General features: G+C 58.7%; 3 protein-coding genes. All 3 read right to left on the minus strand.

The window, feature by feature from the left end; all coding sequences use genetic code 11:
- Positions 1-11 precede the first annotated feature (11 nt).
- The 3 genes from OLTU_RS20280 to OLTU_RS20290 are packed head-to-tail and all read right to left on the minus strand — an operon-like array spanning position 12 to position 13,906.
- Entirely contained in the window at positions 12-4,841 is a 4,830-nt protein-coding gene (locus OLTU_RS20280; protein WP_141734574.1) for a beta-ketoacyl synthase N-terminal-like domain-containing protein, read from the minus strand.
- Entirely contained in the window at positions 4,841-12,343 is a 7,503-nt protein-coding gene (locus OLTU_RS20285; RefSeq protein WP_141734575.1) for a type I polyketide synthase, read from the minus strand. Before OLTU_RS20285 ends, OLTU_RS20280 begins: the two co-directional genes overlap by 1 nt.
- A 42-nt stretch (positions 12,344-12,385) precedes the next feature.
- Positions 12,386-13,906, minus strand: coding sequence for a PfaD family polyunsaturated fatty acid/polyketide biosynthesis protein (locus tag OLTU_RS20290; RefSeq protein ID WP_141734576.1), 1,521 nt, complete (start codon positions 13,904-13,906; stop codon positions 12,386-12,388).
- Between the last annotated feature and the right edge of the window lie 302 nt (positions 13,907-14,208).

The raw sequence follows: 14,208 nt of genomic DNA on the forward strand, positions 1-14,208 counted from the left end.
ACCGAACAACGTCAACTGCGGAGCCGATCCACCTGCGCCGGCTCCACCTGCAGGCCTTTGATCTCGTAAATCGGCAACTCATCCCGATAGAGCAGACCATCCGCCGTCAGCCGATGGCGCGCGGCGTCGACCTCCTGAACCTGGAGTGCCAGGGTGATCAGGGCGGATCGCGGCGGCACCTGACCGCGATAGGTCCAGCTGTGCTGCGACGCGGGTTGAATGCGCCAGCTTTCATGTTCCGGCCAACGCGCGTGGGCAGCCGCTTTCAGGGTTTGCAGGAGAGCCTCAAGTCCCAGCGAGCCCGGCATCACCGGATCCTGATAGAAGTGCGCGTCGAAGAACCATTCATCGGTGCGGACCACTTTTTTACCGTGGACCTGCACGCCGTCATCCACGGCCACGGCATCGACCATGAGAAGGGGCGAACGCGGCCAGCCTTCACCCTGCGGATAGGGCGTCGCCGCTGGATTCTGCTGAACCAGTGGCGTCACGTGCCGCAGACCCACCTGCTGCGCCAGGGCTTCGGCTGTGAAATATCCAAAGCTCGTGGTGCCTTCGTAAACCAACCCGGCTGCGTTGCTCACCGAAAAGGCATAATCCTGGATGATCATGTTTCCGGACCGTGAGATTTTTAGACTTTTCACATGCGTGTAAAGCGTCCCCGAACCGGGACGTATGCTTTGGTAAAGCCGCGCGTCACCCGACAGGTTGCGGAAGGACAGATCCTTTTCACTCAAGAGTGCGGATCCCATGTAGGCCGCCATGAAACCACAGGGCTGCAGAGCGGTTTCCAGGAGTACGGCGAAAGGCATGGTGCCGTTGCCTTCCGCCTGCCAATACCAGGCGTTTTCCGGCGGATCATAGGCCGCAAGCAGTTCGGTTCCCACGTGCTGCTGCATCAAAGGACCGTTCACCCATTCCACCCGATCCAGAAATTGGAAGGGTGGCCGGGGCAGACGGGCAATGCGCCGTGCGGCGTCGAACACCGTATAAGGGGCCCCGAAACAATCGGAGGGTTTGCCACTGGAAAAGGCCAGAATCTGTTCATACGAATAGGCCGGTGCCGCTTTTGTCTTCTTCCAGAGAGCTTCCAGAGTTTCGCGACTCTGACCCGGAATCTTCAAACACATATCCGTGATATCGACGATGGGTTTGCCATCGGCATACATGAGCGCATCACAGATCACATAAGGTTCGGGGCCGTAACCCATCTCCTTGATCTCGACCTCGTAGGTTACTGTCCGCGTGCTGGCGAGCACCTGGCCGCGGCATTTGAGTTGAGACGTCATGCCGGGAATCGGTTCAAAACTGAAATCATCCGCCGATCCCACCCAGCCCATGCGCATCAGGTAAACGCGCAGGGTGTGGAGACAGCATTCATACATCAGCGTACCGGGCATCACCTCATCATCCACGAAGTGACAGGTCAAAAACCAGTCATCCGGATGAATATCCGCTTCCCCTATGATGCGACCTTTTCCGTAACGTCCACCGTGAACCTGCAGTTCCGGAATCCGGTGCACAAGACGCATATCCCCACCGGGCAGGGTTTTCGGCGTCTCAATCGGGAGGTCGGCAAACGCCGGACCAAAGCACGCCGCGTAATCCCCGCGACGCAAAGCGTCCAGCTGATCATCATCATAGGATTCATCCTGCACAGGCACCAGCGGTTCATAGCCGCCGGTCCAGCAACCAGGCTGGGGGTTGAGCTGCAGCTGACTGCGTTTCACGCCGCGGCCTTCGGCCAGCGCCTCTTCCGTGAAGAATCCGGCGCAACCGTCGGTCATGGTCATCAGCGGCTGGCCATCCACAGTGGCTTCAAAACCAAAATGGAAAAAGAGGATGCCGCTCTGTTCAAAGAAACGCTTGATGCGTATGTGATAGCGAACCGTGCTGCCGACAGCGGGCAAACGGTTATGAAAACAGACCCGGGCATCCAGCAGTCGATAGACAGCCTTGCCTTCCGTTTTGAAATCCGCCCCCAGCCAGGCGGAAAGCATAAGGTCCGCCTGTCCGGATTCCACGGCAATGCTGGTGGGCATGCGGCCGCCATCCAGATACCAGGCATCCGCGAAGACATCGTGCTCGGTGATCATAAAGCCTTCGCCCAACGATCGGGCTTCTCCCTCAATCGTCATCACGCGATGACAGAGGAGAAGTCTTTCATCCGGCAGGCGCACGCGCGTGGGAAAGGTATCCACGAGTGCAAACTCAGGGCCGAAGACCGGAGCGATGCGGCCGGCGGCGAATTCCTTGCACGCGGCGTAATCAAAGAGGGCCGGTTCGGGATTGAATGGTTCCTGCACCCAGCGGGAAGGGGCCGGATGATGAAGCGTCTGTGATTCCACAGCGGGCTGATGCTGCAGGAGGCTCTGCAGCATGGCATCACCTTCCAGGCGATAGCGGAGGAAGGTTTCATGACTTTGCGCGACCATCTTCTGATGATCGACCAGCTGCTGCCAGATGGTGGATGTCGCGGGCAGCACAGGATTTTCTGCGGGAGCTTCGACTGGTTCCTCAGAAGCGCTGGAGAAAACCTGCAAATCCCGACGTTCCAGGATCAGGCCAGGACCCTGCGGAAGAGTTTTGTGCGGAAAATGAGCCGCCTTGCGAATCAAACGCAAGGTTCCCACCTGCTGGTCGCTGCCCATGATTTCCCATTCCTGACGGGTTCCGGCTGACCAGTTCGGATTCTGGAGTTCCTGAATCACTTCCGCCAGCACCGTGGCACTGCCGCGATACGGGGCGCCGGGAACGGTACGCGGAGCTTCATCCAGCTGCCGGGCTTTCAAGGAGACAGAGTCCATTTCCGCCAGAATAGGAAGACCCCGGGCCTGGGCCCAGGCCGCATCGGCAAGCACCAGCGCGGCGGCTGTATCCGCAGCAAAAGAGAGCTGGAGTTCACCTGCGTCCCGCCTTGTGGCCAGCTGCGCACGCCCCCGCGCGCTGCCCGCCATATCCACCGCAAAGACAAGAGCCACCGGCATTTCACCGCGAGCGATGGCAGCATGCGCCAGATCAAGAGCTTTCAATCCGGAATTTTCCATGGCGGAAACCGTGAAGGATGGTCCCCCTAAATGAGCTTCGCGGGCAATACGCGAGGCCACGATACTGCCGAGGGCCCCGATGACCCGATCCGCATTCAGCGGAGGAATGAGAGCATCAGCGGCTTCGGTTTGACCCTGAGCCTGCAGAGCCCAGCGGCATGCATAGAGATTCGTGACAGGATCAAGTTCCAATCCAACCAGACAGCCCATTTTTTTCAGGATGCTGTCATCCCACGCGGGAAGATCGAGCTTGCGCAGCGCGAGCAGACTGTAAAGCTGCTGCGGAAGAATTTCCTTCAATTCCGCGGGCGGAATCCGGAAAAGTCCATAAGGCAGGCTGACCTGAGTGAAGGCTGCGGCCGCGACTTCATCCGTTTTCTGCGGAAGTTCGGCCATCTGCAGCCAGTCCTGATCCTTGCTGTCGAGCTGGGCTGCGGCAATGATCGCTATCCGGCGCGACGGGGGCAAAGGCTGCAAGGAATCCTTATAGGCGGAGGCATTCACCCGCCGTTCCAAAAGCAGATGGGCATTGATGCCGCCAAAACCAAATCCACTGATAGCGGCGCGTCGAATGCCCTGCGGGGCATCCCAGGCTTCCGCGCGCTGGAGCACACGAAAATGGGGACGTTCCTTGTTCCAGTTTCCAGGCATTTTTTCAAAATTGGCTGTCGGTGGGAGTTGGCCCTCCTGCATGGCCAGGAGAACCTTGGCCAGGCCTGCGGCTCCAGCGGCGGTCAGCATATGTCCGACATTGGGTTTTACCGACCCCAGCACGCACTGGGATGTCGCGGGTGCGGCGGACCAAAGCTGCTGCAAGGTTTCCCATTCCGTTTTATCACCGAGCGGTGTGCCCGTGGCGTGACATTCGATCATTTGAACATCATGGGGCTGCCAGCCCGCTTCCGCATAGGCCTGGCGCATGGCCCGCAGCTGACCTTCACTCGATGGCGCCATCAGGCGGCCTTCCCGATCATTCGACAGACCGGCACCACGAATCACGGCCCAGATATGATCTCCGTGGGCCAGGGCATCCGCGAGACGTTTCAAAACAAATAGGCCGCCTCCCTCACCGACGAGGAGTCCATCGGCCTTTTCATCAAACGCATGGCAACGTCCGGATTTCGACAGAGCCTGCAGAGCGGTAAAACCCACCTGCGTATAAAGGTTGTCGGGTCGACTCAAACCGCCGGCCAGCACGCAATCAAGCTGATGGGAACGCAGGGCATCGCAGGCGAACTTGATCGCATAAAGCGAGGACGCGCAGGCGGCGTCCAATGTAAAGGCGCCGCCACCAAGTCCCAGAGCGCGAGCCAGGACGGAAGCCGGCAAGGCTGCAGGGGAAAGATTCCAGCTGTGCAGTCCCGAGGTTGATGGCGTCGCGCCGAGGCGTTCTGTCAACCAGGACGCGGCCATGGCTGCTGAACCTGCCGTGGGCAAAGCGATGTTGCCAAGGATCACGCCACAGCGTTGGCGATCCAAGGTCTGATGCCGGGATCCAAAAAAGGCATCACGCCCAGCACCCAGGGCGATATGGAACAAGGGATCCAGACTTTGCAAAAGATCCGCATCGATCTCCAGTCCAACCGATGATTCCGCGATGGGATCCAGGGCATAGACGCGATCATGCGTGATGCGGTCCTGCGCGTGCTGCTGAAAATACGGAGAGGGCTGAGGCCAACGGCCTTCCGCCACGGGCTGGACCAGATCATGGCCCTCAACGATATGCTGCCAGAACTCCTGGGCGGTACGGGCACCCGGCAGACGCAGGCCCATACTAACGATGGCTATCGACATCACAATGCTCCGATTCCGGGTTGCACGGAACCCAGTTTGGTCTGGCGGAAAGCCTGGGCGAGTCCGGCATCCAGAACAGCCTCAACATCCTTGAAACGCATGATCACTTCATTCTGATCGTTGATCAGCTCGGCATCGGCCACGAGCCGCAGTGGTTCCGCACGGCGAATGCGCAGCTGCAAACGGCAGCCATGCTCAGGCAGCGGCCGTAAAATTTCCACCTGTCCCACCTGGGATGGCAGACAGGGTTTGCCTTGCTGCAGCGTTGACCAGACGATCGCCGCCTGAAACACGGCATCCACCACTTCGCCGGAAATCAGCCATGCTTCAGGCAATCCCACATGGCTCCAGTCCTGGGGTTTGTGCCCCAGATTCAGCGTGGCATCAACACCCTCGGGCGCGCAGTTCCGGATGCTCGTGATCAGATGCAAATCATCGCCGTGAAACAGGATCTCGGCATAAGGATTAAGACCCTGACACAGAGGATCCAACGGCAAGGCTGTGGAGGCGGGCACTGTTTTTGTTTGATCCGGTGAACCCATCACAAATTGAGCCCGGGCATGGCGCAGTTTTTTGCGCTGAAGCGATTGGCTGCAGAGGATCAACTCCAGGTTTTCCGATGCCGCGTCGGTGGACTGTTCGATCCATACAGGAAGGTCCTGATCGGCATCCAGAACGATGCCCTTCCAGACTTTAAAATCTTTGATCTTCAGAATTTTTTTCTCCGGGTCCTGAGCCTGCGCAGCCGCCGCCATCCACTCCAAAAGCAGAGCAGCCGGCACCACCGCACGCTGCTTGATCACATGGTCGAGCAGCACAGGCACATCTGTGACGTTGATATGAAATTGGGTCAGTTGCCGGTTGCTTTTGTCCTGCCTGGCCACCAGAGGTTCCGCATGGGCCAGGACCACGAGTTCATGCACCTGACGCGGTGGCAGCGCGATGACCCGTTGCACCAGGGCGGCTCCCGCTTCCAGAGGAATGGTGGCCACGCCTTCGGCCGCAAAGATTTTTTTCAGGCCATCATTCACCATACCGCCGGCCCAGGGGCCCCAATTGAAGGCCAGGGCATGACAGCTGCTGAACTGGGCGCTGATATACTGCGCGAATTTATTGAGGGCTTCATTGGCGACGCCATAGGCCACCTGACCCTTGCGTCCCAGACGGGCTGTGGAGGACGAGAAGAGCAGGGCCCAGCGCAGGCCTTTTTTCGCACAGTCCTCGATATACGGTAGTATCCGCAGTTTGGTATCGAGGACTTCAAAAAATTCCTCGTCCTTTTGATCCAGAATCCATTTGTCACGAATCACGCCGGCGCCATGGATGATGCCAACCGGCGTGCCATGCGCTTGCGTCAGATTCTGAAAGGCCTGGCGCAGCTCGGCCTCTTTGCTGACATCGACGGCTTCATAAATTACGGTCGCCCCAAGCGATTCCAGCTGCGCGATCGTGGCATGCAATTCCCGCTGTTGAATCAGCTGGCGATAAGCAGCTTCCAATTCCCGTGGATTGGTCAGTTGCGGGTTCTGCTGCAGGAGCGCGCGCTTCAAGGCGGCCGGCTCCTTGAGATCCCGCAGTTCCGCAGGTTCCGCGTCACCCAGGGCGGTTCGCCCCCAAATGACAAACCGCGGCTGCCAGGCCTTGGCCAGCGGAATGAGGGACGTTGCCGTCACGCCGCGTGCTCCACCGGTCACCAGGATCAGGTCCCCGGGCTTCATGCTGGATTCAGGGGTGGCCTGACTTTCGAATTCGTGATCATGCAGAGTGATTTGAAAAATCTGTTCGCGGTTGATGCCCAGTTCCACGGGGCCTTGCAAAAGAATTCCATCCAGGCAGCGCAGAGCGGCTTCGATGCCGTCCGTAAAATCGCGTCCAAGATCCAGAGCGCGGGCATGCACGCCCTTCCATTCCTCCGCCACGGTTTTGGCCAGAGCACTCAAAGCGCCACCAAAAACCTGCGTGCTGTTTTGCAGACCATCCAATCCAAAGCGTCCCCCATTGCGTGTGACCACAGCCACGAGGCTTTGTTCCGGGAAGGCATTCAAGGCATGACCACAGCGTCTGAGGAGGCGGAAGGCCTGGCCCAGCCAGCGCACGGGGGGAACGTCCAATTTGAGAGGCGCCAGAAGAATCAGACCATGCAGGACCTCGGGCACCTGCAGGCGCTCCGCCTGGGCCAAGGAAACCAGACGTGCCTGGAGGCCACGTTCCTGCAGTTTCAGCATGATATTGCGGGCGAGATTGCTGCCGTCGTCGCCGATCCAGACTTCCGTTCCGGCCTTCCACGTGCGGGAGTGACCTTGAGGCTGAAAGAGTTCAATCTCAAGCCGCTGCAGATGCAAAGAGTCGAGAGGGTGCTGGACCTGGTCGACAGCCCCGTCATCGATTTCGTCCGCATCGAGAGCATCGGCCAGGGAGAGCAGCCTGCCACCGGACCTGGCCGCCATGACTGGTTCTGCAGCGACCTTTATGTGTTCTGCTTCGTCAACGGTAATCCCGGCCTTTGTCGTTTCTAAAACTTGAGGGGCGACACCGTCCCTTACGTGTTCTGCTTCTTCAGCTGTAGTCTCGGGCCTTGGATATTCCGCTTCCTGAGCAGTGGCCCCGCCCCTTACATGTTCGGCTTCGTGAGCTGCCACACCGACCGTCGTGTGTTCAGATACTTCAGGTGGAGTCTCCGCCCTTATATGTCCTGCGTCTTGACCGGTGGCCTCGATCCTTACATGTTCGGTTTCTTGAGCTGCCACACCGATAGTGATGTGTTCTGCTTCTTCAGCTGTAGTTTCAGGTCCTGGATGTCCTGCTTCTTGAGCAGCGGCCCCGATCCTAACATGTTCTGCTTCTCGAGCAGCGGCCCCGATCCTTACGTGTTCTGCTTCTTTAGCTGCGGCCCCGACTCTTACGTGTTCTGCTTCTCGAGCAGCGGCCCCGATCCTTACGTGTTCTGCTTCTTGAGCAGCAGCCCCGACCCTTACGTGTTCCGCTTCCTGAGCTGCGGCCCCGACTCTTACGTGTTCTGCTTCTTTAGCAGCGGCCCCAACCCTTATGTGTTCTGCTTCTTTAGCTGCGAAAGACTCGACTGGATTTTTTTTTTTGCTCAGATCCCAATCTGCATGGCGGTGGTCGGGTTCGAGCAGCGACTGTTCAGCCAGTTGCTCGGCATCCCCGATGCCTTGATGGGCGAGCCGCAAAAAGTCGCTCACCTTTTCCAGCGTTCCCACCTGGACCTGGGTGGCGTTTTGCAGTCCAGGAATCACTTCCGCCAGGGCGGAAAAAATCTCCACACGTTTGATGGAATCAATTCCAAGATCCGATTCCAAACTCATCGTGGGCGTCAGAACTTCCTGCGGATATCCGGTTTTCTCGGCCAGAATTTGAAAAACGACACCGTCCGCCTCGCTGCTCAGGATCTTGGTCAGTGGTGTGGGTTCGTCTTCCGAGTATCCCTCATCCACGATGCCACCCAGCAGCCCAAACATATCGTCGATGGTCCGCAAGGTATTGAGCGTCTCGGCGCTCAAGCCTGCGAGATGCGGAATGCGCTCCTGAACGACGGAGAAGATTTCCACTTTCTTGATGGAGTCAATACCAAGATCCGCTTCGAGATCCATGGCCGGCTGCAGCATGGACATAGGGAATCCGGTTTTCTCAGCCACGATTTCCAAAATGGTCTGCTGATCCTGCGCCACAGGAGATGCGGCCAGGGCAACCGTACCAGCGGCCCAGGCGCCCACGCGCGGGGAATGATCGAGAGCCTGCCCTTGACTGGCGAGCTGCAAGAGGTCTCCGATGGTTTGCAGTTCACCGAGTCGGCTCGCGTCGCCTTCCATATGGGGGTGGTGGCTTTGCAGTTGGGAGAAGATTTCCACCTTCTTGATGGAATCTATGCCGAGATCACTTTCGAGATTCATTTCAGGCTTCAGGAGTTCTGCCGGATAACCGGTGCAGGAGGCCAGGACCTCATAAACGCTGTGATCCGCGGACGCCGCGGGGCGCGCTGGGGCATGAGAAGCTGCCGATGTATGAGCAGCTTGAGATGCAGACGACGCATGGGCTTTGGCAGGCGCATGGGAAGCTGCCGGTTTATGATCAACGGTCGAGATATAAGCCGTTAATGTTGATTGAGTCACGGCTGAAGTTTGCGTTGCTGGTGCACGAGGCACCGCAATATTTGCAGCAGCAGGCGCTGTCGTTTTAACTTCAGGAGCAGGCTTGGAAATCGGCGCAGGAGCCGGACTCTGGTATCGTGCAGGGGCCATAGGTTCCGACGCAGCCGGCATGGCCTCACCGCGCATCAGACCCTGTAGCATCGCTTGGAACTGTCGTTGGTTTTCCAGGAAGAGAGTATGCGCATCCGCGGTTTTCCGCTGAATGTCATGCATGTCCTGCATGATTTTTTCGAGACGCTGCCAGGAATCGTTGGATGAAGACATGGTACCCTCTTGTGGAAAACGAACTTTGGATTCAGAACTGACGCCTTGCGACGTCGGGGAATGAACCGCTTCTCGCGGTGCATGATGCTGGGACAGCTTCGCGCTGGCAGCAGGAACAGCTTTCGCTGTCGGATTTAATGATGCCGCATGCGCAGACGGCTGACGGTCCGCCGGACGAGCTGGAGCCATGGAAGCCTTCGCAGGCGCAGCATTCACACTCGCCTGCGCCCCCTGCCCCGCCTCACGTTTCGCAGCCTTCGGTTTCTGCGGATTCTTATAATTCGCCCCGCTAATCATCACCGTAAAACTCTTCTGCTGCGTCGGCCGCGGCAGGTCCGGTCCTTCATCCCAGGCGCTGAGGCGCACGGGATAGCCCAAACTCGCGAGCTGAGCCAAAACCTGACCAAGACCTGCAAGACTCGACGTCGCATCCGCGTCCAGGGAAAGACAGACGGCCTCACCAACCGCGGCTTTGAGAAGACCACTCAATTTCTTCTGCGGACCGACTTCAATAAAAGTCCGCACACCATCCGCCTGCATCTGCCGCAGCATGGCTGCAAAGCGCACCGGCTGTGCCAGCTGCCGACTCAAAATGCGCTTTTGCTCGGCCGTTGATTCCGGATAAAGACCTCCGGAGAGATTCGCATAAACCCGAGCGCTGGGTGCCCGGAATTCCACAGCCTGCAGGGCCTCAAGAAAGGCATCCGCCGCCGGCTCGACAAAACTCGTGTGAAAAGCTGTGCTCACCTCCAACGCGCGACTGCTGATGCCCGCTTTTTTGAACGCAGCCGCCGCCTTTTGACAAAGCTCTGCATCCGCACCCAGCACCACCTGCTTATCCGCATTAAAGTTGGCCCATTCCAGTTCCAACCCATTTTCACTCAGGACTCTTTGAATATCGGCTTCGCTGGCCATCACAGCCAGCATCGCGCCGTTGGGTTTTCCCAGCGTTTTCATCAGACGCCCGCGTTCATAGCTGAGCCGCAAAAGATCCGTGCGCTCCAAAACACCAGCCGCCTGCAAAGCGAGAAGCTCGCCATAAGAATGCCCCGCGACCGCATCCGGCTTCACACCAAAACGCCCGAGCACATCCGTCAGCGCCGTTCCCAGGGTGCCCAAGGCCAGCTGCGCATAACGCGTTTCCGTCAGCTGCTGACGCTGTTCCTTGTGCTGAGTCTCATCAAAAGCCTGGCCTGGATGGATACGATCTGAAAGCCGGAGAGCCTCGGGCTCCATGTTCTGCAAAACTTCATTGCCCTGCTGCAGGCTCGTTAAAAATTCGGGGAAAAGACAGCAGAGTTCCCGCAGCATGCCCGGCTCCTGCGAACCCTGGCCGGCAAAAATAAAAGCCAATGGCCCAGGCGCGCCGCCACGGCCGCGATAAAGCCAGAGCGGGTCCTTGCCCTCAGGCTTCGTCAACGCTTCGACTGCGGCGGCGAGACGTTCCTGCAGCTGCGCGTGCCCCGAGACGATAAAGCAAAGCCTTTCCGCAGCCTCAGCTCGAAATTCCCGCCGCAGCTTGCGTCCCAGTCCGCGACCCGACCAGCCCTGTTCGACAAGGCTGCGCGCCTCACGCACGGCAGCCAAAAGGCCTTCCGGTGCATCAGCGGAAAACGCCAGCACCTGCAGCTCCGGATCCCAATCCAGAGCGGTTTTCTCGGATCGGAATTCCTCCAGCACCGCATGATAATTGCTGCCCCCAAAACCAAAGGCGCTCACCGCGGCTCGGCGGGGCCAGGACTGATGTCCCACCCAGGGGCGGGCCTTGTCGCTGATGATAAAGGGCGAGCCCACGAGTTTGGGATGAGCTTCCGTAACCTTGATGGTGGGCGGCAGAACCTTATGATGCAAAGCCATGACCGCTTTAATCAAACCCGCCGCGCCCGCCGCAGCTTTGGTATGACCGATTTGCGATTTCACCGAACCGAGCTGACACCAGACTGCGTCGGCATCCGCTTCACGATACACCCGAGTCAGTGCCTCAAGTTCGACACCATCACCCACCTTGGTGCCCGTGCCGTGACCTTCCACCAGTTCGATGGAACGTGCACTCACACCGGCCTGCTCATAGGCCCGGGTCAAGGCTTTGGTCTGACCTTTGGCGCTCGGCGCATAAATCGCCTGGCCCTTGCCATCCGAACTCGAACCCACCGAACGCAGCACCGCATAGATGCGATCGCCATCACGCTCAGCATCGTCCAGACGTTTTAAAATGATCGCACCCAGACCTTCACCCAGGATGGTGCCATCACCATTCGCATCATAGGGCCGGGCCGCGCCACTGGGTGAAAGCGCCGGCGTCTTGCTGAAGCACATGTACATGAAGATATCGTTGAAGGTGTCCATGCCGCCGGTAATCACCATATCCGCACGGCCTGACTCCAGTTCCATGGCGGCCAAATGCACAGCCGCGAGCGAGCTCGCACAGGCGGCATCGACTACGCTGTTGGTGCCACCCAGATCCAGACGGCTCGCAATCCGGCCGGCCACGACATTGCCGAGTAGGCCCGGAAAGGACGCTTCCTGCCATGAAACATAGCCGGACGAAATTTCATCCATCACCTGCTGCGCCTGCTCCGCAGGAACTCCAGCCTTATCCAGCGCAGCCTTCCAAATCGGATGGCCGAGGCGCGCTCCCAATGGAATCACAAGCTCCAGAGTCCCCGTGACTCCAATCACGCAGGACACGCGGTCGCGATCGAAATTCCGCTCCGGTCCATAACCGGCATCGACCAGGGCTTCATGCGCACACACCATACCCAGAAGCTGCGTACTGTCCGTCGCCTCCAGAGCGTGCGGCGCGATGCCGAATTTCAAGGGATCAAACGCGTAGGGTTTAATAAAGCCACCGGTCTGCGCATAGGTGTGATCCGGCTTTTTGGGATCAGCATCAAAATAATCCTCCGGCCGCCAGTGGCTCAAAGGAATGGGGCCAATGGCATCATGGCCCTGCTTAATCCCTTGCCAGAATTCTTCAAGTCCATTGGCATCAGGAAAGAGACAGCCGATACCAATGACAGCGATGTCGGTCGATTTCCGGGAGGAAGCAGGCCGGGTTTCAAGAACCATGTCGGATCACCTTCTAGAGGAGCAGGAAATTTCTTGCGCGAATTAAAGGGCACCTTGCAGACATTCCTGCAAAGCCGCATCAGTCAAAGGCCGCAGAAGATCCTCCTGGGCGGCCAGAAAACGGCCCTGAAGCGCGGCGAGCTGCAGGCGTTGCAACACCGCCGCGTGATATAAAAGATTCCAGGCCACACTCACGGCACGGCGTTCGGCCGGTGCCTGCAGACAGGAGCCGCGCACCCAATCATTGAAGGCTGGCATCGCCGGACCGCACCAGATCTGATAATCGATCCGACGCTCAGGATGCCCCTGAGTGGCCCAATGCGAAGCCTGCCCGAGATAGGAGCGGAAGAGAAGTGACATTTTGTGTTTGGGGTCGCGGGCGGCCCGTTCCATCTGCTGCGGGTCGCGGACTTGGAAGTAAGCGTCCGTGCTTTGCCAGGCCTCGTCAAGACTTTGCCGAAAGACGGTATCCTCGAGCACCTGACGATCCTTCTCGGGAATCTGCTCCAGACTTGCATACTGTCGGTACAGTTCATAAAGGCGTTGGGCCCGCATGGCGAACATCGTGCCGCGCTTCAGCACCTGCACCTTGACGCCCATTTCAAACATATCCGCGGCCGGTGCCATCATGATGTCACCCTGCTGCGTTTCCGCCAGCATCTCGCGAACGGCGGCACTGGTGCCGGATTCCACGCAGGCCTGGTTGATGGTGCCGGTGACGATATAGGCCGCGCCCATGGCAAACGCAGCCAGCACGGCATGCGGCGTCGCGATGCCGCCGGCAGCGCCCACGCGCAGACGCATCGGCCAGGCGTGATCGGCTTCCATCTGCTCCTTCAGGGCCAGCATCTGCGGCATAAGAGTCACGAGGGGTCGATTATCCGTATGGCCACCGGAATCCGCTTCGACGGTCAGGTCCACGGCCATGGGAATTTTCGCCGCCAGCTGCCGCTCTTCCGCGGTAATGAGTCCTTCTTTCAGCAGCTGATCCAGCATCGTCGGGGGTGGAGGAGCCCAGAATTGACGGGCCACTTCCACGCGCGAGACCTTGGCTATAATATGATGCCGGGCTTCGATCACGCCGGCTTCGTTGCGGCGTAGTCCCTTTACCCGATAGTAAACGAGGGCTTTGCTCAGGCGCATGAAAGCCGAGGCTTCCACCAAGCGCACGTCCTTATCAATCAGAAGTTGCGCCAGTTTCTGTTCAAGGACAGGCTCCTGCGGACTATGAATGAAATTCACCGCAAAGGTTTTCGAACCGAGACGCGTCTTGAGGGCATCCAGGTCAGCTGCTACGCGTTCCAAAGGCAGGCCAGCCGCACCATAGGAGCCGAGCATGCCTTCATCCGCCAGAGCCACGACCAAATCCACGCTGGCGATACCGTGAGCCATCGCACCGGCCATATACGGCAGGCGCAGCCTGTGTTCGCGGCAGAATTCAGGATCACCAAAATCGCTGAGCTTCAGACCCGGCACAAAAGCCTTGCGTCCATCCGGACGCGTCCAGGCCAGGTCGCTTGTGATGCGACTCAGTTGCTTGCGAAAATCTTGATCGTTGTCCATCCGGAATTCCTTATACGCCTCGCGTCCCCTGTCAGACCGGGATCACGAGAACCAATCACCCACCACGTCATCTGTCGGACTTGAATCACAAGAGTCAGTCAACACCCATACTCTCTCCGTGCTGAGTCACGAGAGCCAGTCAACATCCGTACTCTCTGTCAGACCGGAAGCACGGAGCCAGTCACCAACCACGTCGTCAGGTCAACATCCGTACTGCGGAGCCAGTCACCAACCTCATCGTCAGGTCAACATCCGTACTACGGAGCCAGTCATCAACCTCGTCGTCAGGTCAACATCCGTAC

Source organism: Oligoflexus tunisiensis (assembly GCF_001748245.1).
In the GTDB taxonomy this organism is placed as follows: domain Bacteria; phylum Bdellovibrionota_B; class Oligoflexia; order Oligoflexales; family Oligoflexaceae; genus Oligoflexus; species Oligoflexus tunisiensis.

What these genes read in the sequence shown, in the direction of transcription:
- OLTU_RS20290 (WP_141734576.1), bottom strand. Translation starts at nt 13,906, where the DNA reads ATGGACAACGATCAAGATTTTCGCAAGCAACTGAGTCGCATCACAAGC.
- OLTU_RS20280 (WP_141734574.1), bottom strand. Translation starts at nt 4,841, where the DNA reads ATGTCGATAGCCATCGTTAGTATGGGCCTGCGTCTGCCGGGTGCCCGT.
- OLTU_RS20285 (WP_141734575.1), bottom strand. Translation starts at nt 12,343, where the DNA reads ATGGTTCTTGAAACCCGGCCTGCTTCCTCCCGGAAATCGACCGACATC.